The 23,916-nt window shown below is 71.5% G+C and carries 21 protein-coding genes and 1 tRNA gene; 13 read left to right on the forward strand and 9 right to left on the reverse strand.

Going from position 1 to position 23,916, the window contains the following annotated elements:
• Positions 1-75 precede the first annotated feature (75 nt).
• The 5 genes from ACFYW5_RS19545 to ACFYW5_RS19565 form a co-directional block, all read right to left on the reverse strand.
• Positions 76-624: a hypothetical protein gene (locus tag ACFYW5_RS19545; protein WP_389418264.1), complete on the reverse strand. Its 549-nt coding sequence runs from the start codon at positions 622-624 to the stop codon at positions 76-78.
• Between the two features lie 212 nt (positions 625-836).
• Positions 837-1,670: an S-methyl-5'-thioadenosine phosphorylase gene (locus ACFYW5_RS19550; RefSeq protein ID WP_389418265.1), complete on the reverse strand. Its 834-nt coding sequence runs from the start codon at positions 1,668-1,670 to the stop codon at positions 837-839.
• A gap of 101 nt (positions 1,671-1,771) precedes the next feature.
• A complete protein-coding gene (locus ACFYW5_RS19555; RefSeq protein ID WP_389418266.1) occupies positions 1,772-2,092 on the reverse strand; it encodes an FmdB family zinc ribbon protein in 321 nt (106 codons plus the stop codon).
• A 67-nt stretch (positions 2,093-2,159) separates the two neighbouring features.
• Positions 2,160-3,452, reverse strand: a complete 1,293-nt coding sequence (locus ACFYW5_RS19560) for an MFS transporter (protein WP_389418267.1) — start codon at positions 3,450-3,452, stop codon at positions 2,160-2,162.
• 293 nt (positions 3,453-3,745) lie between these two features.
• Positions 3,746-5,254: a potassium/proton antiporter gene (locus tag ACFYW5_RS19565; RefSeq protein ID WP_389418432.1), complete on the reverse strand. Its 1,509-nt coding sequence runs from the start codon at positions 5,252-5,254 to the stop codon at positions 3,746-3,748.
• A 268-nt stretch (positions 5,255-5,522) separates the two neighbouring features.
• On the opposite strand from ACFYW5_RS19565, the gene ACFYW5_RS19570 reads away from it, so the two are divergent.
• The gene (locus ACFYW5_RS19570) at positions 5,523-8,294 is read left to right on the forward strand and encodes a penicillin acylase family protein (protein WP_389418268.1); all 2,772 of its coding nucleotides are present in this window, start codon (positions 5,523-5,525) and stop codon (positions 8,292-8,294) included.
• Positions 8,295-8,324: 30 nt separating this feature from the next.
• Here ACFYW5_RS19570 and ACFYW5_RS19575 read toward each other — a convergent pair whose 3' ends face one another.
• Positions 8,325-8,945: a 5-formyltetrahydrofolate cyclo-ligase gene (locus tag ACFYW5_RS19575; RefSeq protein WP_389418269.1), complete on the reverse strand. Its 621-nt coding sequence runs from the start codon at positions 8,943-8,945 to the stop codon at positions 8,325-8,327.
• Positions 8,946-9,038: 93 nt separating this feature from the next.
• Between ACFYW5_RS19575 and galU the strand changes: the two genes are divergently transcribed.
• From galU to ACFYW5_RS19610, 7 genes are all read left to right on the forward strand, one after another.
• The gene (gene galU / locus ACFYW5_RS19580) at positions 9,039-9,941 is read left to right on the forward strand and encodes a UTP--glucose-1-phosphate uridylyltransferase GalU (RefSeq protein WP_389418270.1); all 903 of its coding nucleotides are present in this window, start codon (positions 9,039-9,041) and stop codon (positions 9,939-9,941) included.
• Between the two features lie 5 nt (positions 9,942-9,946).
• The gene (glp, locus tag ACFYW5_RS19585; RefSeq protein ID WP_389418271.1) at positions 9,947-11,269 is read left to right on the forward strand and encodes a gephyrin-like molybdotransferase Glp; all 1,323 of its coding nucleotides are present in this window, start codon (positions 9,947-9,949) and stop codon (positions 11,267-11,269) included.
• A 117-nt stretch (positions 11,270-11,386) separates the two neighbouring features.
• Positions 11,387-11,866 (forward strand): cyclic pyranopterin monophosphate synthase MoaC, encoded by a 480-nt coding sequence (gene moaC / locus ACFYW5_RS19590; protein ID WP_389418272.1) that lies wholly within the window; start codon positions 11,387-11,389, stop codon positions 11,864-11,866.
• Complete coding sequence (locus ACFYW5_RS19595; RefSeq protein ID WP_389418273.1) at positions 11,863-12,378, forward strand: molybdenum cofactor biosynthesis protein B; 516 nt, start codon at positions 11,863-11,865, stop codon at positions 12,376-12,378. Before moaC ends, ACFYW5_RS19595 begins: the two co-directional genes overlap by 4 nt.
• Before the next feature lie 20 nt (positions 12,379-12,398).
• Positions 12,399-13,019: a GNAT family N-acetyltransferase gene (locus tag ACFYW5_RS19600; protein WP_389418274.1), complete on the forward strand. Its 621-nt coding sequence runs from the start codon at positions 12,399-12,401 to the stop codon at positions 13,017-13,019.
• Positions 13,020-13,192: 173 nt separating this feature from the next.
• The gene (gene glpR / locus ACFYW5_RS19605; protein WP_389418275.1) at positions 13,193-14,452 is read left to right on the forward strand and encodes a gephyrin-like molybdotransferase receptor GlpR; all 1,260 of its coding nucleotides are present in this window, start codon (positions 13,193-13,195) and stop codon (positions 14,450-14,452) included.
• Between the two features lie 59 nt (positions 14,453-14,511).
• Positions 14,512-14,585 (forward strand) — tRNA-Ala (locus ACFYW5_RS19610).
• A 128-nt stretch (positions 14,586-14,713) separates the two neighbouring features.
• Here the strand turns inward: ACFYW5_RS19610 and ACFYW5_RS19615 are convergent.
• Positions 14,714-15,196, reverse strand: coding sequence for a GNAT family N-acetyltransferase (locus ACFYW5_RS19615; RefSeq protein WP_389418276.1), 483 nt, complete (start codon positions 15,194-15,196; stop codon positions 14,714-14,716).
• A 47-nt stretch (positions 15,197-15,243) separates the two neighbouring features.
• On the opposite strand from ACFYW5_RS19615, the gene ACFYW5_RS19620 reads away from it, so the two are divergent.
• Positions 15,244-16,077, forward strand: a complete 834-nt coding sequence (locus tag ACFYW5_RS19620; RefSeq protein ID WP_389418277.1) for an exodeoxyribonuclease III — start codon at positions 15,244-15,246, stop codon at positions 16,075-16,077.
• Positions 16,078-16,083: 6 nt separating this feature from the next.
• Here the strand turns inward: ACFYW5_RS19620 and ACFYW5_RS19625 are convergent, their stop codons facing one another.
• Positions 16,084-16,704, reverse strand: a complete 621-nt coding sequence (locus ACFYW5_RS19625) for a MerR family transcriptional regulator (RefSeq protein WP_389418433.1) — start codon at positions 16,702-16,704, stop codon at positions 16,084-16,086.
• A gap of 175 nt (positions 16,705-16,879) precedes the next feature.
• Here ACFYW5_RS19625 and ACFYW5_RS19630 point away from each other — a divergent pair, with 175 nt between their 5' ends.
• The 4 genes from ACFYW5_RS19630 to ACFYW5_RS19645 all read left to right on the forward strand — a co-directional run bounded on the left by ACFYW5_RS19630 (position 16,880) and on the right by ACFYW5_RS19645 (position 20,481).
• A complete protein-coding gene (locus ACFYW5_RS19630; RefSeq protein WP_389418278.1) occupies positions 16,880-18,430 on the forward strand; it encodes a flavin-containing monooxygenase in 1,551 nt (516 codons plus the stop codon).
• Positions 18,427-19,344 carry an alpha/beta fold hydrolase gene (locus ACFYW5_RS19635; RefSeq protein ID WP_389418280.1) on the forward strand — a complete coding sequence of 306 codons (918 nt, stop codon included), beginning with the start codon at positions 18,427-18,429 and terminating at the stop codon, positions 19,342-19,344. The genes ACFYW5_RS19630 and ACFYW5_RS19635 overlap by 4 nt, the downstream gene beginning before the upstream one ends.
• Positions 19,341-20,225, forward strand: a complete 885-nt coding sequence (locus ACFYW5_RS19640; RefSeq protein WP_389418281.1) for an SDR family oxidoreductase — start codon at positions 19,341-19,343, stop codon at positions 20,223-20,225. The genes ACFYW5_RS19635 and ACFYW5_RS19640 overlap by 4 nt, the downstream gene beginning before the upstream one ends.
• Before the next feature lie 76 nt (positions 20,226-20,301).
• Complete coding sequence (locus ACFYW5_RS19645) at positions 20,302-20,481, forward strand: hypothetical protein (RefSeq protein ID WP_250077555.1); 180 nt, start codon at positions 20,302-20,304, stop codon at positions 20,479-20,481.
• 63 nt (positions 20,482-20,544) lie between these two features.
• On the opposite strand, the gene ACFYW5_RS19650 is transcribed toward ACFYW5_RS19645, so the two are convergent.
• Positions 20,545-23,784, reverse strand: a complete 3,240-nt coding sequence (locus tag ACFYW5_RS19650; protein WP_389418282.1) for a S41 family peptidase — start codon at positions 23,782-23,784, stop codon at positions 20,545-20,547.
• Between the last annotated feature and the right edge of the window lie 132 nt (positions 23,785-23,916).

Genomic DNA, 23,916 nt, shown 5'->3' on the forward strand with positions numbered 1-23,916 from the left:
CGGGCCGATCTGTCCAGTCGGGTCGCGGGATCGTACGACGTGACAGGCAGTCACGCACCAGGCGGACCACACGACTCAGCACAGCGTCACCGCCAGCCGTGCCGTCGCGCTGGCGCCCACGAGCCGCGCCGCGGCGGAGCGCGGCACCGTCAGCACGACCAGCGCGCCGCTGTCGACTTCGTCGTCCAGGGGCTCGGGCACCTTCGTCACCCGCACCCCCCGTGCGACCACGCGCGCGCCTCCGCCCGAGGCCGTCTCCTCGGCGGCGATGACGTCCACCCGGTCACCGGGCCGCAGCAGGCGCACCGTCGCCCCGTCGGCGATCCGCACCGGCGCGGTCACCATCTCGACGGCGCGCCGCTCCCGTACGGGATCCGCCGCCGGATGCCCACGCGCCCGGTCCGTGTCCCGCGGGCCCGCCGCCACGAGCGCGGCGGCCGTGACGGCCAGCCCCGCGGCCACGGCCCGCCGTCGATGCCGTACCAGCCGGCGGAGTCGGAGCCGCCCGCCGCGCACCCGCACCGGCGCGAAGTGGGGCACCTCGCAGGTCGGAGGAGCGTCGGTGCCGAGCGGGCGCGGAGACAGAGGGGAGGGAGAGGGTGAAGGGGACTGACCGAGGGACATGGGGAGCCACCACCTGCCACGAGAGAACGGCTTGCGAGTCCACGATGTGGCTTCGCGCCGCTGCCCGCCGGGACCGGTGGACAACCGAGAGGCTGTGGACAACTCCCCCACCCGAACGGGAGGTTCCGCCCTGGCCACGCCGACCAGGAACGGATGTGGCCTCCGCCCACAGACACGCCCCGCGGATCCACAGCGGACCCACGCCCCGGGCCCTACGGCAGCTCGAACCCGGGGTCCATCCCCCCGAGCGCGGACGTGCACAGACAGTCCCGCTCCTCGTTCGCGGGCAGCGCGGCCACCGCGTCGAACAGCACACCCCGCAGCCGGTCCACGTTCGCCGCGAACACCCGCAGCACCTCGTCGTGCGAGACGCCCTCGCCGGTCTCGGCGCCCGCGTCGAGGTCGGTGACCAGCGTCATCGACGTGTAGCAGAGCTCGAGTTCACGGGCGAGCGTCGCCTCGGGGTGACCGGTCATGCCCACCACCGACCAGCCCTGTGCCTGGTGCCACAACGATTCCGCACGGGTGGAGAAGCGCGGCCCCTCGATCACGACCAGCGTCCCGCCGTCCACCGGCTCCCAGTCCCGCCCGCGTGCCGCCTTCAGCGCGGCCGTCCTCGCGGCCGGGCAGTACGGGTCGGCCAGCGACACATGCACCACGTTGGGCATGGCGCCGCCGGGCAGCGGCAGCCCGTCGAAATAGGAGGCTGCCCGCGACTTCGTCCGGTCGACCAGCTGGTCCGGCACCAGGAGCGTGCCCGGCCCGTACTCCGGACGCAGACCGCCCACCGCGCAGGGGCCCAGCACCTGGCGCACCCCCACCGAACGCAGCGCCCACAGGTTGGCCCGGTAGTTGATCCGGTGCGGCGGCAGATGGTGGCCGCGCCCGTGCCGGGGCAGGAAGGCGACGCGCCGGCCGGCGATCTCGCCCAGGAAGAGGGAGTCGCTGGGGGGCCCGTACGGGGTGTCCACCTGGATCTCGGTCACGTCGTCCAGGAACGAGTAGAAGCCCGAGCCGCCGATTACACCGATCTCTGCGTTCGCCATGCGGTCACACTAACCGCCGTCCGCCCGCCGCCGAGAGGGGCCGCGGGAAACGCGGAGGACCCCACCGTCCGGTGGACGGCGGGGTCTTCGTGAGCGTTGTGCTACGCGGCGGAACTGCTGCTGGTCGAGGTGCCCGAACCCGACGACGTCGAGCTCGACGACTTCGCGTCCGACGACTTCGAGTCCGACGACTTCGCGTCCGAGGACGTCGACGACTTCGACGCCGGCGAGGTGCTCGACGAGGAGCCGCGGCTGTCGTTGCGGTAGAACCCGGAGCCCTTGAAGACAATGCCGACTGCGGAGAACACCTTCTTCAGGCGGCCACTGCAGTCGGGGCACTCGGTCAGGGCGTCGTCGGTGAACTTCTGCACCGCCTCGAGGCCCTCGCCGCACTCGGTGCACTGGTACTGGTAGGTCGGCACTGTCTTCCTCCTGGCACTCTCACTCAATGAGTGCTAACGACGATCCATAGTGACGTATTCCTCGGGATCAGTCCACCGTCACCGGCACTCGGTGACCGACGCCACGTGCGACGGTACGGCTTCGGGGGCGTGCCGCGAGCCGGGAACGCAGGGCCAGGAGCGTCGCCAGGGCGAGCAGCGTGCCGACCGTCGGGACCAGGAATCCGGCGCCGTCCCAGAAGCGGTCCTCCAGCTGTCCGGCGACCGTGACGGCGGCCGCCTGGCCGAGGGCCACCGCGCCGGTCAGCCAGGTGAAGGCCTCGGTGCGGGCGCCGGCCGGGACCAGGCCCTCGACCAGGGTGTAGCCGGTGATCAGGGCGGGCGCGATGCACATGCCGACCAGGAGGCCGAGGCCCGCCAGGACGAGCACCGAGTGCGCGGCCCACAGGCCGGAGGCGGCGAGCGCGAGGGCGGCGTAGCCGAGGACGAGGCGGCGCTGCGGGGCCACCTTCCAGGCGATGGCGCCGCAGGCGAGGCCGGAGATCATGTTCCCGGCGGCGAAGACGCCGTACAGGACGCCGTTCAGACCGGGCTCGCCGATCGACTCGGTGAACGCGGCCAGCGACACCTGCATGCCGCCGAAGACGGAGCCGATGCCGAGGAAGGTCACGATCAGCACGCGCACCCCGGGGATGCTCAGCGCGGAAACGCGCTGCACGCGTGCGTGCCCGTCGACGGTGACGGAGGGCTGCGTGCTCTTCTGCGCGGCGAACAGCAGGCCGCCGATCAGTGTCAGCGCGGCCTCCGTGACCAGGCCGGCGGCCGGGTCGACGGTGGTGCACAGCGCGGTGGCGAGCAGCGGGCCCATCACGAAGGTCAGCTCGTCGGTGACGGACTCGAAGGCCGCCGCGGTGGTCATCAGGGGCGAGCCCTGGAGCTTCACGCCCCAGCGGGCCCGGACCATCGGCCCGACCTGCGGAACCGAGGCGCCGGTGGGCACGGCCGCCACGAACAGCGCCCACAGGGGGGCGTCCGCCAGCGCGAGCGCGGTCAGGGTCAGACCCGCCAGCGTGTGCACCAGCACGCCGGGGATCAGGACGGGACGCTGCCCGTACCGGTCGGCGAGGCGCCCGGTGTACGGGGCGAACAGCGCCATGGAGACGCCGGTGACGGCCGCCACGGCGCCCGCGGCGCCGTAGGAGCCGGTGGTGTGCTGCACGAGCAGCACGATGGAGATGGTGAGCATCGCGAACGGCTGGCGTGCCGCGAAGCCGGGGAGCAGGAACGTCCAGGCGCCGCGGGTGCGCAGCAGCTGTCCGTATCCCGGGCGGGAGGAAGCCGGCGAGGTCGTCGACGGCTCGGTGGTGACCGTGGATTCCACGGCCCGTGCCTTTCTGCCGCCTGGTAGCGCGGCCCCGGTCAGGGGCGGTGCCGAGAGCTGTCCTCTTGCGCGGAACTGCGGTAGATACCGGCGCCACTGCGGGAGGGCGTCACGGCCGCCATACGGTCGCGCCAGCTCTGCGTCAGGCAGAGTTGGTTCGATCAAGGTGCGCCTTCATCGTACAGGGATCACCGGGTCGTGACCCTGTGAAAACGAGCACCACAGCGCCGGAGCGCCTGTGAATGAACGGGTGGGTGTGAAAAGTTTGAAATACACCTATACCGGACAGAGCGTCAACGATCGGGGGCGTCCCCGTTCGTCCCCAGCCAACCGGCCAGCTTGCCGCCCCGGCCCACCGCCCGCAGGCGCCGCTCGGCGGCGTCCCGCACCGGGTCGGTGGCGACCACGAGCAGTTCGTCCCCGCGCCGCAGCACCGTCGTGGGCAGCGGCACGAACGAGGTCCCCTCCCGCACCACCAGGGTGACGGCGGCGCCGCCGGGCAGCCTCAGCTCGTTGATCTCGACGCCGTGCATCTTCGAGCCCGGCGGGATCACGACCGACAGCAGGTGCCCCCGCAGCCGCTCCAGCGGCGCGGACTCGATGCCGAGGTCGGCGGCGGCGTCCGCGTCCCCGCCCAGGTGCAGCTTGCGGGCGAGCCAGGGCAGGGTCGGGCCCTGGACCAGGGTGTAGACGACGACCAGGACGAAGACGATGTTGAAGATCCGGCGGCTGTCCTCGACGCCGCCGACCATCGGGATGGTCGCCAGGATGACGGGGACGGCGCCGCGCAGACCGGCCCAGGACATCAGCGTCTGCTCCTGCCACGGCACCCGGAACGGCGTGAGGCAGAGCACGATGCTGAGCGGGCGGGCGATCATCGTCAGCACCAGGCCGATGACGAGGGCGGGCAGGATGTCGTCGCCCAGTTCGTGCGGGGTGACCAGGAGGCCCAGCAGGACGAACATGCCGATCTGGGCGATCCAGCCGAGCCCGTCGGCGAACCCGCGGGTGGCCGGCCAGTGGGGCAGCCGGGCGTTGCCCATCACCATCGAGGCGAGGTAGACCGCGAGGAAGCCGCTGCCATGGGCCAGGGCGCCCGCCGCGTACGCGACGACGGCGATGGCCATGACGGCGATCGGGTAGAGGCCGGAGGCGGGCAGCGCCACATGGCGCAGGCCCCAGACGCCCAGCCAGCCCACCGCGATGCCGATGGCGGCGCCGATGGCCAGTTCCAGCAGTATCTCGCCGACCAGCACGTACCAGTGCTCGACGGGACCGGCGTGCGAGAAGGCGACCACAAGGATGACCACGGGTGCGTCGTTGAAGCCGGACTCCGCCTCCAGGGTGCCCGTCACGCGCGCGGGGAGGGGGATTTTCCGCAGGACGGAGAAGACCGCGGCGGCGTCCGTGGAGGACACGATGGCCCCGACGATGAGCGCCTGACGCCACTCGAGACCGGTCAGGTAGTGCGCGGCCGCCGCCGTCACGCCGACGCTCACCGCGACGCCCGCCAGCGCCAGCGCGGTGGCGGCGGGAAGGGCCGGCTTGATCTCCTTCCACTTCGTGCCCAGACCGCCCTCGGCGAGGATCACGACCAGGGCCGCGTACCCGATGACCTGCGTCAGCCCGGCGTTGTCGAACTTGATGTCGCCGATGCCGTCCTGGCCCATGGCGACGCCGATGCCCAGGTACACGAGCAGGCTGGGGAGCCCGCTGCGCGAGGAGATCCGGACCGCTGCGACGGCGACGAGCAGGACGAGCGAGCAGACGAGCAGGAGCTCGTTGAGGTCGTGGACAGTCAGCGGCCGTTCCCTTTCCCTGGCTCACGGGCACACGCGCGTGAGCTCCGTACATAGGACACGAAGTGGCGGACTCCGTACCCAACTACTTCGTTACCTTACCTAACTCTTGACGATTTCTTGACGCTTCGCCGGTCATGATCGAACGCTCGTCCTTCCCGGTTCCCCACTCCGCGTCAAGTGGCACCGGGCCCTGCGCCTATGGTTGCTCCAGCGCTCATTCGAAGTCACAGCCCCGCCTGCCGCTCGCGTTAGGACAGCAAGGACAGCGATGCCCCCCAACACCACCGCCTCTACGGGTCAGCAGCCCGGCAAGTCCGGCAGGAAGAAGGGGCGCAAAGCCCGTCTGATCGTGCTCGTGCTCGTGCTGGCCCTCATCGGGGGCGTCGCGTACGGGGCGTACTGGTCCATCAGTACCGTTCGCGCCTCCTTCCCGCAGACCAAGGGCTCGATCTCGCTCGACGGCCTGTCGGGCCCGGTCGACGTGAAGCGCGACGGCTACGGCATCCCGCAGATCTACGCCTCCTCCGACGAGGACCTGTTCATGGCGCAGGGCTACGTCCAGGCGCAGGACCGGTTCTACGAGATGGACGTGCGCCGTCACATGACGTCCGGGCGCCTGTCGGAGATGTTCGGCAAGAGCCAGGTCGACAACGACGAGTTCCTGCGCACCCTGGGCTGGGACCGGATCGCCAAGGAGGAGTACGACAGCAAGCTGTCGGACGCCACCAAGAAGTACCTCCAGGCCTACGCCAAGGGAGTCAACGCCTACCTGGCGGGCAAGGAGGGCAAGGAACTCTCCCTGGAGTACGCCGCCCTCGGTTTCGCCAACGACTACAAGCCCGCGCAGTGGACCCCGGTCGACTCGATCTCGTGGCTGAAGGCGATGGCCTGGGACCTGCGCGGGAACATGGAGGACGAGATCGACCGCGCCCTGATGACCAGTCGTCTGGGCCCGCAGCAGATCAAGGACCTCTACCCGCAGTACCCGTACGACCGGAACAAGGCGATCGTCCAGGAAGGCCAGTACGACGAGCTGACCGGGACGTACGGGCAGGGGAGCGGCACGTCCGACGGCACCGCAGGGGCTGGAACGCCCGCCGGGGACGCGTCCGCGGCCGGAACCTCCACGGACGGCACCGCGGGCCTGCAGAGCCAGCTCTCGGGCCTCTACGGCGTCCTGGAGGACCTCCCCACGGCCGTCGGTGTGAACGGCAACGGCATCGGCTCCAACTCCTGGGTCGTCTCCGGCAAGCACACCATCACCGGCAAGCCGCTGCTGGCCAACGACCCGCACCTGTCGGCGTCGTTGCCGTCCGTCTGGTACCAGATGGGCCTGCACTGCCGCAGCGTCTCCAGCAAGTGCCAGTACGACGTCACCGGGTACACCTTCGCGGGCCTGCCCGGTGTGATCATCGGCCACAACCAGAACATCTCCTGGGGCATGACCAACTCCGGTGTCGACGTCACCGACCTGTACCTGGAGAAGCTGACCGGCGAGGGCTACCAGTACGACGGCAAGGTCAAGCCGTTCACCACCCGCGAGGAGACCATCAAGGTCGCCGGCGGCAGCGCCAAGACGATCGTCGTCCGCGAGACCAACAACGGTCCGCTGCTCTCCGACCGCAGCGACGAACTGGTCAAAGTCGGCAAGAAGGCCGCCGTCGACACCTCGGCGCCCGACCGCGGCGACGGCTACGGCATCTCCCTGCGCTGGACCGCCCTGGACGCGGGCACCTCCATGGACGCCGTCTTCGCGATGAACCGGGCGGCGAACTGGAGCGACTTCCGCGCCGCGGCCGCCCTGTTCGAGGTGCCCTCGCAGAACCTGGTCTACGCCGACACCGAGGGCAACATCGGCTACACCCTGCCCGGAAAGATCCCCACGCGCGCGGAGAACGTCGACGGCTCGATCCCGCAGCCCGGCTGGGACTCCAAGTACCGCTGGACCGGCTACATCCCGCAGGGCGAGCTGCCCTTCGAGTTCAATCCCGCGCGCGGGTACATCGTCACCGCCAACCAGGCCGTGATCGACCAGGACAAGTACCCCCACACGCTCACCACCGACTGGGGATACGGCACGCGCAGCCAGCGCATCATCGACCTGATCAAGTCGAAGACCGACGACGGCGGCAAGATCTCCACCGACGACATGCGGCAGATGCAGCTGGACAACAGCAGCGAGATCGCCAAGCTGCTGGTGCCCAAGCTGCTGAAGATCGACATCGACGACAAGGACGTCCGCGAGGCCCAGAAGCTCCTGGAGGGCTGGGACTACACCCAGGACGCCGACTCGGCCGCCGCCGCCTACTTCAACTCGGTCTGGCGCAACATCCTCAAGCTCGCCTTCAGCCACAAGCTGCCCAAGGAAGTACGGGTCAAGGGCCAGTGCCTGTGGGTCGACCCGGTGAACACCACCGGTCCGGCGGACGAGACGGAGAAGGTCCGCGAGTGCGGCCAGCGCGACGCCGAGCAGGCCCAGCCGGACGGCGGCGACCGCTGGTTCGAGGTCGTCCGCACCCTGATGGACGACGAGAAGAGCGACTGGTGGACGACGCCGAAGTCGGGCACCCGCCCCAAGGCCGACAACCGTGACGAGCTGTTCGAGCGCGCCATGATCGACGCCCGCTGGGAGCTGACCGCCAAGCTCGGCAAGGACATCGACACCTGGAGCTGGGGCCGGCTGCACCGCCTGTTCCTGAAGAACCAGACCCTCGGCACCGACGGCCCCGGCTTCCTCCAGTACGTCCTCAACCGCGGCCCCTGGAAGCTCAGCGGCGGCGAGGCGGCGGTCAACGCCACCGGCTGGAACGCCGCGGGCGGCTACGACGTGGTCTGGGTGCCGTCGATGCGGATGGTGGTCAACCTCGGCGACCTCGACAAGTCGAAGTGGATCAACCTCACCGGCGCCTCCGGACACGCCTACAGCGCCCACTACACCGACCAGACGGACAAGTGGGTCGACGGCGAGCTGCTGGACTGGTCCTTCTCCGACGGCGCGGTCGACAAGAGCACGAGCGACACCCTGGTCCTGAAGCCATGAGCGGCGGCCGGTGAACGGACGGAAGGGCGCTCAGGGCGCCGGGAAGCGGCGTACGCGCGTCGGCGTCACGACCGCGTGCACCGGCCGGTCGTGCGGCTCCGCCGGGACGTGCTCGACGACCTCCGTGTCGTACAGCAGCACCACCAGCGCCGGGTGCGCGTCCGCGCGCTCCAGGCGGGCGAGCACCCGGTCGTAGGAGCCGCCGCCGCGGCCCAGGCGCATGCCGCGCGCGTCGACCGCGAGCCCGGGCAGCAGCACCACGTCCGCGGTGGAAACGGCGTCGGGTCCGAGACGTTCCCCGGACGGCTCGAACAGGGCCATCCGGCCGCCGTGCCGGACCCGCGCGAGGGAGCCGTCGCCGCTGTACGCGCCCCAGTCGAGGTCGTTGTCGGGCAGGAGCGCGGGGAGCAGGACGCGCACGCCCCGCGCGCGCAGCGCGTCCAGCAGCGCCGGCGTGCCCGGCTCGCTCCCGACGGAGACGTACGCCGCCACCGTGCGCGCCTGCGCCAACTCGGGCAGCTCCAGCGCGCGGCCCGCCAGCGCGACCGCCGACTCCCGCAGGTCATCGGCCGTCAACCTGTTTCTCACCGCGAGGAACTCTCGCCGCAACGTTCGCTTGTCAGGCTCAGCCGGACGTCCGATCTGACGCAATGGTCGTACCCGTACCCTTTCAATACGCTCATATGAGAGCTAATTAACCGGAGCCACAGATTCACTACAAAGGCACCGGATAAGGTTGCGCGCATGACTCAGTCGCACCCTCGGATCAGCAAGGCTGTCATCCCCGCAGCAGGTCTCGGCACCCGGTTCCTGCCGGCCACCAAGGCCACTCCCAAGGAGATGCTGCCGGTCGTCGACAAGCCGGCGATCCAGTATGTGGTCGAAGAGGCCGCCTCGGCGGGCCTCGACGACGTCCTCATGATCACGGGCCGCAACAAGCGTGCCCTGGAGGACCACTTCGACCGCAACTACGAGCTGGAGTCCGCCCTTCAGAAGAAGGGCGACGCCGGCCGGCTCGCCAAGGTGCAGGAGTCCAGCGACCTCGCGACCATGCACTACGTGCGCCAGGGCGACCCCCGGGGTCTCGGCCACGCCGTGCTGTGCGCGGCCCCGCACGTGGGCGACGAGCCCTTCGCCGTCCTCCTCGGCGACGACCTCATCGACCCGCGCGACCCGCTGCTCAAGCGGATGGTCGACGTCCAGGAGCAGCACGGCGGCAGCGTCATCGCGCTCATGGAGGTCGCTCCCGAGCAGATCCACCTCTACGGCTGTGCGGCCGTCGAGCCCACCGAGGACGGCGACGTCGTCAAGGTGACCGGCATGGTGGAGAAGCCCGATGCCGCGGACGCCCCGTCGAACTACGCGATCATCGGCCGGTACGTCCTCGACCCGCACATCTTCGGCATACTGCGCAAGACCGAGCCCGGTCGCGGCGGCGAGATCCAGCTCACCGACGCCCTCCAGCAGCTCGCCGAGGACGAGAAGGTCGGCGGCCCGGTGCACGGCGTCGTCTTCAAGGGGCGCCGCTATGACACCGGTGACCGTGGCGATTACCTGCGTGCCATTGTCAGACTCGCATGCGAACGTGAAGACCTGGGCCCGGACTTCCGGACCTGGCTTCGCCGTTACGTAGCCGAGGAGATGTAGCCACTTTGAGCAGCGCCGCGCCCCGCACCACCGGCCGGGACCACCTGTGGTCGGTGGACGAACACCTGGAGGACATCCTCGCGACCGTCCGCCCCCTCGAACCCATCGAGCTGCAACTCCTCGACGCCCAGGGCTGTGTCCTGGTCGAGGACGTCACGGTGCCGGTCTCCCTGCCGCCGTTCGACAACAGCTCCATGGACGGGTACGCGGTGCGCGTCGCCGATGTCGCGGGCGCGAGCGAGGAGTTCCCGGCGGTCCTGGAGGTCGTCGGGGACGTCGCCGCGGGGCAGGCGGAGCTGCTTCAGGTGGGCCCCGGCCAGGCCGCCCGCATCATGACCGGCGCCCCGCTGCCGCCCGGCGCGGAGACGGTCGTCCCCGTCGAGTGGTCCGACGGCGGCCTCGGCGAGGGCCCGGTGGCCGGGATGCGCGCGCGCAGTCTCGCCCCCGAGGGCGCCTCCGGACACGTGCACGTGTACCGGCCCGCCGCGGCACGCGCGCATGTGCGCGCCAAGGGCAGCGACGTGAAGGCCGGTGACCGCGCCCTGGAGGCCGGCACCGTCCTCGGCCCGCCGCAGATCGCGCTGCTCGCCGCGATCGGCCGCGGCACGGTCCGGGTACGCCCGCGCCCGCGCGTGGTGGTGATGTCGACCGGCAGCGAACTCGTCCAGCCCGACGAGCAGTTGCGCGACGGCCAGATCTACGACTCCAACAGCTTCGCCCTCACCGCGGCCGCCCGGGACGCCGGTGCCATCGCCTACCGCGTGGGCGCCGTCGCCGACGACGCCGAGACGCTCCGCGACACCATCGAGGACCAGCTGGTGCGCGCCGACCTCATGGTCACCACCGGCGGGGTGAGCGTCGGGGCGTACGACGTCGTCAAGGAGGCGCTGCAGTCCGTCGCCGACGAGGACGAGGCGGGCAGCGGCATCGACTTCCGCAAGCTCGCCATGCAGCCCGGCAAGCCCCAGGGCTTCGGCTCCATCGGCCCCGACCACACCCCGCTGCTGGCCCTCCCCGGCAACCCCGTCTCGTCGTACGTCTCCTTCGAGCTGTTCGTCCGTCCCGCGATCCGCACCCTCATGGGCCTGGAGGACGTCCACCGGCCGCGCGCGACGGCGACCCTGACGGCGGACAAGGCGCTGACCTCGCCGAAGGGGCGCCGGCAGTTCCTGCGCGGCAGCTACGCCGACGGTGCCGTGACCCCGGTCGGCGGCGCCGGATCGCACCTGGTCGCCGCCCTCGCGCACGCCGACGCGCTGATCGTCGTCCCCGAGGACACCGAGTCCGTGGAGCCCGGCGCCGAGGTCGAGGTCGTACTGCTCGGCTGAGCGCACGCGCGCGTGCCGGTCCTGCTCCGGTGCGCGCGCCGACTTGGCGGTACCGTGTCGCGCACAGCAGGCCCAGCGCCGCACCGCCACGGGCCCGGACCGGGAGCGCCACACAGCATGAGTACGCAGGACCGACTGACCCACATCGACGAGGCGGGCGCGGCCCGCATGGTCGACGTATCGGAGAAGGACGTGACGGCGCGCACCGCCCGCGCGAGCGGGCGCGTCCTGGTCTCGCCCCGCGTGGTCGAGCTGCTGCGCGGCGAGGGCGTGCCCAAGGGCGACGCGCTGGCCACCGCGCGGATCGCGGGCATCATGGGCGCCAAGCGCACCCCGGACCTGATCCCGCTGTGCCACCCGTTGTCGGTGTCAGGTGTGACACTGGACCTGTCGGTCGCGGACGACGCCGTGGAGATCCGGGCCACCGTGAAGACCACCGACCGCACGGGCGTCGAGATGGAGGCCCTCACCGCGGTCTCCGTCGCCGCGCTCACCGTGATCGACATGGTCAAGGCGGTCGACAAGGGAGCGGTCATCACCGACGTACGGGTGGAGGAGAAGACGGGCGGCAAGTCGGGCGACTGGAGCCGGGCATGACCGCCGGGACCCGCCGCGCCCTCGTCGTGACCGCCTCCAACCGCGCCTCCGCGGGCGTCTACGCGGACAAGGGCGGCCCCCTGATCGCCGAAGGGCTGAAGCGCTTCGGGTTCGCCGTCGACGGCCCGCAGGTCGTGCCCGACGGGGATCCCGTGGAGGCCGCGCTGCGTGCCGCCGTGGACGCCGGGTACGACGTCGTCGTCACCACCGGCGGCACCGGCATCTCACCGACCGACCGCACGCCCGAGGCGACCCGCGCGGTGATCGACCACGAGGTGCCGGGCATCGCGGAGGCGATCCGGGCGTTCGGACGCGAGAAGGTGCCGACCGCGGCGCTCTCCCGGGGACTGGCCGGGGTCGCCGGTCGCACGCTGATCGTCAACCTGCCGGGCTCCACCGGCGGGGTGAAGGACGGACTCGCCGTCCTGGAGCCCTTGCTGGTGCACGCCGTCGACCAGCTCCGCGGCGGCGATCACCCCAGACCCGGCGCCGGCAGCGGGGGTGCGAGCTGAACAGCCCTTCCTGGCCCGTCGTGCTGGCGGACGGCGATGTCGTCCTCCGGCCGATAAAGCTGCGCGACCAGCGGGCCTGGCGCGAGGTCAACCGGCGCAACCGGGACTGGCTGCGCCCCTGGGAGGCGACCATTCCGCCGCCCACCCCCAGCGGGCCGATCACGCACCGGCCGACCTACCGCCAGATGGTCCGGCACTTGCGCTCCGAGGCGAACGCGGGCCGCATGCTGCCCTTCGTCATCGAGTACCAGGGCCGTCTGGTGGGGCAGTTGACGGTCGCCGGGATCACCTGGGGCTCCATGTGCTCGGGGCACGTCGGCTACTGGGTGGACGAGAGCGTCGCCGGCCGCGGGGTGATGCCCACGGCCGTGGCGCTCGTGGTGGACCACTGTTTCCGGACCGTCGGACTGCACCGCGTCGAGGTCTGCATTCGCCCGGAGAACGGACCGAGCCGCCGGGTGGTGGAGAAACTCGGATTCCGTGCGGAGGGGCTCCGGCCCCGTTATCTCCACATCGACGGCGCCTGGCGCGACCATCTCGTGTTCGCCCTCACGGCGGAAGAGGTGCCGGACGGGCTGCTGAGCCGCTGGCGCCGGACACACCGCACACGCAGGGGAATCCCGCACAACCCCGGTAATTGAATAAGTGTTCGAAATTGATCGCAGTGTGACCGTCTCGGCACCCTGAATTACCCGTCCTGTGCGATCTGCTGATCGCATCGGTCACAAAAAAATTTCGAAATATCAGCCAGATCGTGCGACACACCGGCTCAATTGGCAGATGGCCTCACACAAACCCCTCTACCGTGTGAGGCGTGAGCAGCAGCGGCCTCATCTACGCAGTCATTGTCGGGGCCTGGGCCGCCTACTTGGTGCCGATGTGGCTCCGTAGGCAGGACGAGCTGAACGAGGCCCGTCCGACGGAACGCTTCAGCACAGCCATCCGGTTGCTGTCCGGACGGGCCGGGATGGAGCGCCGGTACGCCAAGGACCTGCGTGCGCGCTCCGCCGACGAGGGGGAGCCCAGCGCCGTCGACCCGGACGGTGTCACCGCATCGGTGGACGTCCGGGCCTTCGCCATGCCTCCGACGCGCCCCCAGGCGCAGGCGGTGGTGCCCACGCGCGCGGAGGAGCGGGCGCAGGAGCGCGCGGAGCAGCGGGCCCAGGAGCGGGCGGAGGAGAGGGAACGGCCCGAACCGGCGCGCGCGCAGCCCGCCGCCCCGACGCCCGAACCCGCCCCGGCCCAGCAGCCTCAGAAGGCGGTCCCCGCCGCACGGCGCACACCGCCCACGGCCGCCGCCGAGGCAGCCGCGGCGCGCGCCCGGCGCACCAAGGTGCTCGCCCGCCGACGGCGTACCACCGTGATGCTCTTCCTCGCCTTCACCTGCGGCACGATCGTCGCCGCCGTCGGAGGGCTCGCCTTCCTGTGGGCGCCCGGCGTGCCGGCCGTGCTGCTCAGCGGATACATCGCGTATCTGCGCAGCCAGGAGCGCCGCCGCTTCGCCTACCAGATGGACCGCCGTCGTGCCGAGGTCGCCGCGCAGCGGCTGAAGGAGCGCGCGCGCCAGCCGCGTCGGCGCACCCCCGCCGACCCCGGCGCGCACCCGGAGGAGCCCGGCGAGGGACCCGCCGCGGGGACCGACCCGGGGCTGTCGGCGCTGGCCGCGGACCGGCGGGCGCTGGTCGAGCAGACCGATCACGCCGAGTGGGTCGACCAGCAGCGCGAGCGTCAGCGGCGGCCGGGGCAGGGCGACAGCTGGGACCCGGTGCCGGTGCCGCTGCCGACGTATGTGACCGCGCCGGTCGCGCCGCGGGCCACCGCCGATGTGGATCTCGGGGCGCCGGACGCGTGGAGCTCGGCGCGTTCCAGCGCGGTCGCGCCGGAGCACGAGACGGAGTCCCGCGCGGACGCGGCCGGGCAGCCGGAGGCGGCGGCCGACGAGGAGCCGGCGGACGGCGGCGGGCGCAGTGACGCCCGCCGGGCCGCGTCCGCGCGGCGGGCCCGTGAGCGGGGACGCACCCCCCTGTTCGACCAGTACGACGACGGCGGGCGGCCGCGCGCGGCCAACGAGTAGGCGCCGGGAACGGATTTCCAGGCGGGCGGATCGGGATGCTAGAGTTTCACTCGTTGCAAGGGCCTGTGGCGCAGTCCGGTAGCGCACCTCGTTCGCATCGAGGGGGCCAGGGGTTCAAATCCCCTCAGGTCCACCGCAACAACTGCACTTGAGAAATCAGGGCAGTTGATGAGATCCCGTCCGATCGGTTGATCGGGCGGGATCTTTTTGTGCCCCGAACTTGCTCCGAACTCCCCGCCGCCCGGGGGCGGCGGGCCCGCATCAGGGCGTGAGCGGCTTGGCGAAGCACAGGCTCAGATCGTGGAAGCGGTAGTAGCCGAACTTCGCGCACGGCTCATAGCCGCTGGAGCGGTACAGGGCGACGGCCTCCGGCTGCTTCGTGCCCGTCTCCAGCACCATGCGCAGCCGGCCGGCCGCGCGGGCGTCCTCCTCCAGAGCGGCGAGGATGCGCCGGGCGAGGCCACGGCCGCGCATGGCGTCGATCACATACATCCGCTTCAGCTCGGCGTCCCCGTCGAGGTTGCCCTCGCCGTTGGCGTCCTGGACGCGCCAGCCGCCCGAGGCGACCGGGGAGTCGTACGCGTCGTAGGCGATCAGGTACACGCCGTTCGGCCGTTCGAAGTCGGCCGGGTCCATGGGAGTGGCGTCCCCGCCGTCTCCGTAGCGGACGTCGTACTCGGCCTGGACCGCGTCGTTGAGCTTCCTGGCGTCGGGGTGGTCGAAGGGGACGCGACGTATGTGCATGCGGGCAACCGTACATTCATGGGCAGTCGGAATCTGGACTCCGTCCAGTGTGCCGGTATCGTGCCCGGGTGCTCACTGTGACCTCCGTAAATGTGAACGGGCTGCGTGCCGCCGCGAAGAAGGGCTTCGTGGAGTGGCTGGCCGGTACCGCCGCCGATGTGCTGTGCCTCCAGGAGGTGCGCGCGGAGCCCCAGCAGCTGCCCGAGGCCGTGCGCGCGCCCGAGGGCTGGCACGTCGTGCACGCGCCCGCCGCCGCCAAGGGACGCGCGGGGGTCTCCCTCTACGCGCGGCGCGCGCCCGACCGGGTCCAGGTCGGCTTCGGGTCGAGCGAATTCGACGCGAGCGGACGGTACGTCGAGGCCGATCTGCCCGGTGTGACCGTCGCCTCCCTGTACCTGCCCTCCGGGGAGGTCGGCACCGAGCGCCAGGACGAGAAGGTCCGCTTCATGGGCGAGTTCCTGGCCTACCTCAAGGAGCTGCGTGAGCGTGCCGCCGCCGACGGGCGCGAGGTCTTGGTCTGCGGCGACTGGAACATCGCCCACCAGCAGGCGGACCTGCGGAACTGGCGCGGCAACACCAAGAACTCCGGGTTCCTGCCCGAGGAGCGCGACTGGCTCGGGCGGGTGCTCGACCCGGCCGAGGGCGGGTACGTCGACGTCGTGCGCGCCCTGCACCCGGACACCGAGGGGCCGTACTCCTGGTGGTCGTACCGGGGACGGGCCTTCGACAACGACACGGGCTGGCGCATCGACTACCAGATGGCCACCCCGGGGCTCGCGGACCGGGCGGTCAAGGGGTTCGTGGAACGTGCCGCCAGTCATGCGGAGCGCTGGTCCGACCATGCGCCGGTGACGGTGGTCTACGACCGCCGGCAGCCCTAGGACTGCCTACGACCGCTTGCGCAGCCTCCTGTCCAGGGCGAGGGACAGCTCCGCCTCCACCACGCTCTTGGCGAGGGGGCGCAGGCGGGGCAGGTCCTCCTCGGTGCCGTGGCGCAGGATCAGGTCGGCGAACAGGTCGGCCAGGACGTCGGCGTGCACGCGCAGTTCCTTGCCCGCGGCCAGGACCTCGGCCAGCGGGATGCCCTCGCGGACCAGGGCCGCCGACACCTCCAGCAGCCGGCCGCTGATGTGGACGATGTCCTGGCCGTCGGTGGCGAGATAGCCCAGCTCCAGGGCGGCGGCGAAGTTCTCCGGGGTGACCTCGCCGGCGAAGCGGTCGGCGAGTTCCTCGGGGGTGAGGCGGACCGGGATCTCCTCGGTGGGGGTGTCCATGCCGAGCAGGTCGGCGACGTCCCGGCCGTGGTCGAAGGCCTCGGCGAGGTCCGCGATGCCGCTGAGGGTGTGGCCGCGTTCCAGCAGGGCCGAGATCGTGCGCAGCCGGGCCAGGTGGCGGTCGTCGTACCAGGCGATACGGCCCTCGCGGCGGGGTGGCGGGATGAGCCCTCGTTCGCGGTAGAAACGCAGGGTGCGCACGGTGATGCCGGCCAGCCGGGCCAGCTCCTCCATGCGGTACTCGTGTCGGCCCTCGGGTCGTCCAGCGTCTTCTGCCACGCGGGAAGCCTATGGCGTACCGGGGGTAACTTTCCTTCGTCCACCCCCTACCCATGAGTACGGAGCTGCTCTACCCTCCCATTGCGCCAGTGTTTACTGGCAGAGTCGCACGGCTGTGGAGGGCTTCGGGATGACCGAACACGAGCATGTACGGGTGGCGGTGGTCGGATCCGGGTTCGGAGGGCTCGGGGCCGCGGTGCGGCTGCGGCGCGAGGGCGTCACCGACTTCGTCGTCCTGGAGCGGGCGTCGAGCGTCGGCGGCACCTGGCGGGACAACAGCTATCCCGGCTGTGCCTGTGACGTCCCCTCCCACCTGTACTCCTTCTCCTTCGCGCCCAACCCGGACTGGCCGCGCACCTTCTCCGGGCAGGAGCACATCCGCGCCTACCTGGAGCACGTCACGGACGTGTTCCGGCTGCGCCCGCACATCCGCTTCGACTCGGAGGTGAAGCGGATGGCGTGGAACACCGAGCGGCTGTGCTGGGACATCGAGACCACCAGCGGGAACCTCTCCGCCGACGTCGTCGTCTCCGCGACCGGGCCGCTGTCCGACCCGAAGGTGCCGGACATCCCGGGGCTGGACTCCTTCCCGGGCAAGGTCTTCCACTCCGCCCGCTGGGACCACGACTACGACCTGCGCGGCAAGCGCGTCGCCATGGTCGGCACCGGTGCCTCCGCCATCCAGATCGTGCCGGCCATCCAGCCGGAGGTCTCCCGGCTCACCCTCTTCCAGCGCACCCCGCCGTGGGTGATGCCGCGCATGGACCGCGCGATCAGCGGGGCGGAGCGCTGGCTGCACAAGCGGCTGCCCTTCACCACCCAGGCCCGGCGCGGACTGCTGTGGGGCATCCGGGAGTTGCAGGTCCAGGCGTTCACCAAGCGCCCGAACGAGCTGGGCCTGGTGGAGAAGCTGGCCAGGCAGAACATGACCCGCGCCATCAAGGACCCGGCCCTGCGCGCCAAGCTCACCCCCGACTACCGCATCGGCTGCAAGCGGATCCTGCTCAGCAGCGAGTACTACCCGGCGATCGCCCGGCCGAACGTCGACGTCGTCGCCAGCGGGCTCGCCGAGATCCGCGGCTCGACGGTCGTCGCCGCCGACGGCACCGAGACCGAGGTCGACGCGATCGTCTTCGGCACCGGCTTCCATGTCACCGACATGCCCATCGCGGACCGGGTCGTGGGCGCCGACGGGCAGACGCTGGCCGAGACGTGGAAGGGCGGCATGGAGGCCCTGCGGGGTGCGTCCGCAGCCGGCTTCCCGAACTGGATGACGATCATCGGGCCCAACACGGGCCTCGGCAACTCGTCGATGATCCTGATGATCGAGAGCCAGCTCAACTACCTGGCCGACTTCCTGCGCCAGTTGGACGTGCTCGGCGGACGGGTCGCGCTCGACGCCCGCGCGGAGGCCGTGCACGCCTGGAACGGGCGGGTGCAGGAGCGGATGAAGCGCACGGTGTGGAACACCGGCGGCTGCACCAGCTGGTACCTGGACGAGAACGGGCGCAACACCACCATCTGGCCGGGCACCACGAGCGAGTTCCGGCGGGCGACCCGGCGGGTGGATCTCGCGGAGTACACCGTCGTGCGCGCCGGGGAGCACGAGGGTGCGCCGAGTGCCGCGGCCGTGGCCGAGGGGTCCGCCGGGGCCGGCGAGCGCTCGGAGGTGGACGCGTGAGCCGCCTGACGCACGTGAGCTCCGGCCCCTACGCGCCGCCCACCCCCACCCGCGAACTCGCCGCGACCTCCGCCGACGGCGCGCGCCTGCACGTCGAGGTGCACGGCCCCGACGGCGCGCCCCCGGTCGTCCTCGCCCACGGCTGGACCTGCTCCACCGCCTTCTGGGCGGCCCAGATCCGCGAACTGGCCACCGACCACCGGGTCATCGCCTACGACCAGCGCGGCCACGGACGCAGCCCGGCGAGCCGGGCCTGCGGGACCGAGGCACTCGCCGACGACCTGGAAGCCGTACTGAAGGAGACCCTCGCGCCGGCCGAGAAGGCCGTGATCGTGGGGCATTCCATGGGTGGGATGACGGTGCTGGCCGCGGCCGGGCGGCCGGCCTTCCGGGAGCACGCGGCCGCCGTGCTGCTGTGCAGCACCGGATCGTCGCGGCTGGTGGCCCAGGCCACGGTCCTGCCGATGCGGGCCGGGCGGCTGCGGACGTGGCTGACCAAGCGGGTGCTCGGGTCGCGGGCGCCGCTCGGGCCGGTCACACCGCTCGCGCGGCGGATCCTCAAGTACGCCACCATGGGGCCCGGTTCGGCGCCGCACATGGTCGAGGCGTGCGCGCGGATCGTGCACGCCTGTCCGCGGGCGGTGCGGCACTCCTGGTCGCAGGTGCTGGACCTGCTCGATCTCGACCACGGCATACGGGAGATGACGGTACCGGCCGCCGTCGTCGTCGGGACCGCCGACCGGCTCACCCCGCCGGTGCACGCGCGGTCGCTGGCCGCCGCGCTGCCCGCCTGCGTCGGGCTCACCGAGCTGCCCGGCATCGGGCACATGACGCCGGTGGAGGCGCCCGAGCTGATCAGCGCCCGGATTCGTGAACTCGTCGTCACTTACGCACAGATCAAGGAGGGCGCATGAGCAGGGTGAGCCTCGAAGGACAGGTCGCCGTCGTCACCGGAGCGGCGCGGGGCGTGGGCGAACTGCTCGCCCGCAAGCTCTCCGCGCGCGGCGCGAAGGTGGCGCTGGTCGGGCTGGAGCCGGACGCGCTCAAGCAGGTCTCCGATCGGCTGCACAGCGAGAGCGACCACTGGCACGCCGACGTCACCGACCACGAGGCGATGGCGCGGGTGGCGCGGGAGGTCAAAGAGCGGTTCGGGAAGATCGACATCGTGGTGGCCAACGCCGGTGTCGCCTCCGGGGGGCCCTTCGTGGACTCCGATCCGGTGGCGTGGCGGCGGGTCATCGAGGTGAACCTCATCGGGTCGGCGGTGACCGCGCGGGCGTTCCTGCCGGTGCTCATGGAGAGCCGCGGCTATCTGCTCCAGATCGCCTCCCTCGCCGCCATCACCCCGGCGCCGATGATGACCGCGTACTGCGCGTCCAAGTCGGGCGTGGAGGCGTACGCGCACAGCCTGCGCGCCGAGGTCGGCTACAAGGGCGTGCGGGTGGGCGTGGGGTACTTGTCCTGGACCGACACGGACATGGTGCGCGGCGCCGACCAGGACGACGTCATGCGGGAGTTGCGGCAGCGGCTGCCGTGGCCGTCGAACAAGACGTATCCGCTGGGGCCCGCGGTCGACCGGATCGTCGCCGGGATCGAGCGCCGGTCCAGTCATGTGTACGGGCAGTGGTGGCTGCGCGGGATGCAGGGCGTGCGGGGGTATCTGCCGGCGGTCATCGGGACGGTCGGGCAGCGCGAGATGCGGCGGTTCGCGGACCGGCTGGACGGGATGCGGATCGGGCTCGTCGGGGCGGGCGGCGCGGCCGACGAACAGGAGAGGGCTACGCACCGTAACTGATCGACATGCGAAGCGTCACCGGGCATGTGAATCTGGTCGAGCTTGATCCCCTCACCCATCACGGGAGTGAAAACTCATGGGCATGAAGGACCAGTTCCAGGAGAAGTCCGAGCAGTTCTCGCAGCAGGCCAAGGACAAGATGCAGCAGGCCCGCGAGCAGGCCTCGCAGCGCGGCAAGCAGCGGGACCGCGACGAGGAGCCGGAGCGCCGCCAGCCGGAGGAGCGCGACCGCTTCGACCAGGACTTCGACGCCTGACGCTGCGCGCGAGCGGAAAGGGTGCCCCCCGATCGGAGGGCACCCTTTCTCATGCGCGGGGGTTCATGCGCGGGGCGGCAGTTGCGGCCTCGACCTGTCCGGTACCTGGGAGTAGTCCGGCGGGTCGGCCGGGGGGTTGGTCTCCAGGAGGTCCAGCGCGAGCCGCACCGCGTCGTCCAGCTGGGTGTTGCGGCCCTCCGCCCAGTCCAGGGGCGTGCGCAGGATCTCCAGGTCGGGGGTGACGCCCTTGTTCTCGATCGACCAGCCGTACGCGTCGAACCAGGCCGCGTTCATCGGCACCGTGATCACCGTGCCGTCGCCCAGCTGGTGGCGGCCGGTCATGCCGACCACGCCGCCCCAGGTGCGCTGGCCCACCACCGGGCCGAGCTTGAGGAGTTTGAAGGCGGCCGTGATCATGTCGCCGTCGGAGGAGGTCGCCTCGTCCGCCAGGGCCACCACCGGCCCGCGCGGCGCGTTCGAGGCGTACGACACCGGCTCGGCGTCGCGTGTGAGGTCCCAGCCGAGGATCGTGCGGGTCAACTTCTCCACCACCAGTTCGCTGATGTGGCCGCCCGCGTTGCCGCGTACGTCGACGATCAGGGCGGGGCGGGACACCTCCATGCGCAGATCGCGGTTGAACTGGGCCCAGCCGGAGCCGCCCATGTCGGGGATGTGCAGATAGCCGCAGCGCGCGTCGCTCAACTCCCGTACGACCTGGCGGCGTTTGGCCACCCAGTCCTGGTAGCGCAGCGGACGTTCGTCGATCAGCGGGACCACGGCGACCCGGCGGGAGCGTCCCTCGCCCTCGGCCGGGGTGAACGTCAGCTCCACCGTCGTACCGCCCGCCCCCGCGAGCAGCGGATACGGGCCCGTCACCGGGTCGACCGGGCGGCCGTCGACGTGGGTCAGCACGGCGCCCTCGCGGATCCCCGTCCCGGCGAGCGGGGAGCGGGCCTTGGAGTCGGAGGAGTCGCCGGGGAGGATGCGCCGGAGCGTCCAGCCGTCGTCGCGGCGCACGAAGTTGGCGCCGAGCAGGCCCTGGCGGCGCTGGTAGTGGGGCGGGCCCTCGTTGCGGCGGGCCGCGGCGACATAGGCGTGGGAGGTGCCCAGCTCGCCCAGCACCTCGCGGAGCAGATCGGCGAACTCGTCCGGGGACGCCACCTGTTCGACCAGCGGCCGGTACTGCGTTAGCACCGCGTCCCAGTCGATGCCGCACATGCCGGGGTCCCAGAAGTAGGCGCGGATCAGCCGGCCCGCCTCCTCGTACGCCTGCCGCCACTCGGCGGCGGGGTCGGCCTCGTGCAGGATGCGGCGGGCGTCGATCCACACCGTGGAGTCGCTGTCGCCGCTCTCGGTGGCGGGGACCGCGCGCAGCTCGCCCTCGTCGACCACGACGAGCCGGCTGCCGTCCCCGCTGACCGCGAACCAGTCGAGGTGCTCGACGAGTTCGGACTTCTTCGCCTTGCTGATGTGGAAGTGCTCCAGGGTCGGCCGCCCGCTGGTGTCGTCGGGGTTGGCGAACGTCTCGCCGAGCGCCCCCGAGATCGGCCAGCGCAGCCAGACCAGGCCGCCGCCCGCGACCGGGTGCAGCGCCGAGTACTTGGAGGCGGCGACCGGGAACGGCGTCACCCGGCTCTCCAGGCCCTCGGTCTCCACGGTCACCGCGCAGCCTTCGCCGCCCTCCTCCAACGGGTCCAGGCCCCCGGCGGCCGGACGGCCCTCCGGGTTCAGCGCGAACGGGGAGGGGGTCGCCGAGGAGAGCGGCACCAGATAGGGACGGCAGCCGAGCGGGAAGGACAGGTCGCCGGTGTGGACGTCGTACACCGGGTCGAAGCCGCGCCAGGACAGGAACGCCAGATAGCGGCCGTCGCTGGTGAAGACCGGGTTCTCGTCCTCGAAGCGGCCGTTGGTGACGTCGATGACGAACCGGTCCTTGATCCGGGCCATCTTGATCTGGCGCAGGGAGCGGCCGATGCCGGGATGCGACCAGGTCAGCCAGCAGCCGTCGGGGGAGAACGCGAGGTCGCGGACCGGGCCGTTGGCCGACCGGATCAGCTCGGTCACCTCGCCGCCGGAGTCCTCGGTGGCGTCGAGGAGGAGGAGCCGTCCGTCGTGCGCGGCGATGGCCAGGCGCTCGCCCTCGGGGTCGCAGACCAGCTCCAGCACCCGGCCCAGCTCGCCCGAGGCCAGCCGGCGTGGCGCGCGGTCCCCGGTCGCCCGGGGAAGGTACGCGATCTCGACGGCGTCCTCGCCCTCGGCGTCGGTGACGTAGGCGACCTGGCCGACCGAGCCGAGCATCTCCGGGAGCCGGACCCGTACGCCGGGCGTGTCGGTGATCGTGCGGGCCGGGCCGTCGCGGTGGGTCATCCAGTACAGGCTGCCGCGGACGACGACGGCGCTCGCGCGGCCCGTCTCGTCGACCGAGATGCCGTCGACGTGCTGGGCGGCCGGCACCTGGTAGCGGCGCCGCCCGGCGCGCGGGCCGCTCAGCCGGACGTCGAGCCTGCGCGGCTTGTCCGCGTCGGACAGGCCGTCCACGATCCACAGGTCGCCCGCGCACTGGTAGACCACCCGGGTCCCGTCGCTCGCGGCGTGCCGGGCGTAGAAGGCGTCGTGGTCGGTGTGCCGGCGCAGGTCGGAGCCGTCGTGGGCGCAGGAGTAGAGGTTGCCGACGCCTTCGTGGTCGGAGAGGAAGGCGATCCGGTCGCCGACGAACATGGGGCAGGCCAGATGGCCGTCGAGGCCGGCCAGCAGCCGTTCGCCGTGCAGCCACAGGCGGCCCGTGGCGCCGCCCCGGTAGCGCTTCCAGGCGGCGGGTTCGTGCGGCGGGGTGCCGGTGAGCAGCAGGGTCCTGCGCTCGCCGTCCAGGTCGGCGACCTGGAGGTCGGAGACCGGGCCCCAGGGCAGTTTGCGGCCGGGGGAGCCGTCGGGGGAGACCTTGTAGGCCCAGGTGAAGTACGAGAAGGGCTCGCCGTGGGAGGCGACCGCGAGGATGTCGCTGGTCCCGTCCCGGTCCGGCGGGGTCCAGCCGGTGACCTGGGTGTCCGGGCTGCCCCAGTAGCTCAGTCGGCGGGCCGGTCCGCCCTCGGTCGGGACCAGGTGGATCTCGGGGACGAGACTGCGCCAGCTGGTGTACGCGATCTGCTCGCCGTCCGGCGAGAAGCGCGGGTGGCCCGCCTTGGTGCGGTCCACGGTGAGCCGCCAGGCGCGTCCGGGTCCGTCCAGGGGGGCCAGCCAGAGATCGTCCTCGGCCACGAAGCACAGCAGGTCACCGTTGAGATGAGGGAGGCGAAGATAGCTCACCTCCTCATGCTTTGCCCCGGGATGGGCAGGAGCAACTCGTACGCAAGCGGACGGCGTGACCCAGAACACGTACGAAACCGTTTCGTTTCGATGGACGGCTGCGCTACCTTCGGACCGTACGAAACGAAACCG

Source organism: Streptomyces sp. NPDC002779, assembly GCF_042888685.1.
Classification (GTDB): Bacteria; Actinomycetota; Actinomycetes; order Streptomycetales; family Streptomycetaceae; genus Streptomyces.

Excerpts from the sequence above, each read along its gene's own strand:
- ACFYW5_RS19545 (WP_389418264.1), bottom strand. The coding sequence starts at position 624 with ATGTCCCTCGGTCAGTCCCCTTCACCCTCTCCCTCCCCTCTGTCTCCG.
- ACFYW5_RS19550 (WP_389418265.1), bottom strand. The coding sequence starts at position 1,670 with ATGGCGAACGCAGAGATCGGTGTAATCGGCGGCTCGGGCTTCTACTCG.
- ACFYW5_RS19570 (WP_389418268.1), top strand. The coding sequence starts at position 5,523 with ATGCCCCCCAACACCACCGCCTCTACGGGTCAGCAGCCCGGCAAGTCC.
- galU (WP_389418270.1), top strand. The coding sequence starts at position 9,039 with ATGACTCAGTCGCACCCTCGGATCAGCAAGGCTGTCATCCCCGCAGCA.
- moaC (WP_389418272.1), top strand. The coding sequence starts at position 11,387 with ATGAGTACGCAGGACCGACTGACCCACATCGACGAGGCGGGCGCGGCC.
- ACFYW5_RS19595 (WP_389418273.1), top strand. The coding sequence starts at position 11,863 with ATGACCGCCGGGACCCGCCGCGCCCTCGTCGTGACCGCCTCCAACCGC.
- ACFYW5_RS19615 (WP_389418276.1), bottom strand. The coding sequence starts at position 15,196 with ATGCACATACGTCGCGTCCCCTTCGACCACCCCGACGCCAGGAAGCTC.
- ACFYW5_RS19625 (WP_389418433.1), bottom strand. The coding sequence starts at position 16,704 with ATGGAGGAGCTGGCCCGGCTGGCCGGCATCACCGTGCGCACCCTGCGT.
- ACFYW5_RS19630 (WP_389418278.1), top strand. The coding sequence starts at position 16,880 with ATGACCGAACACGAGCATGTACGGGTGGCGGTGGTCGGATCCGGGTTC.
- ACFYW5_RS19640 (WP_389418281.1), top strand. The coding sequence starts at position 19,341 with ATGAGCAGGGTGAGCCTCGAAGGACAGGTCGCCGTCGTCACCGGAGCG.
- ACFYW5_RS19645 (WP_250077555.1), top strand. The coding sequence starts at position 20,302 with ATGGGCATGAAGGACCAGTTCCAGGAGAAGTCCGAGCAGTTCTCGCAG.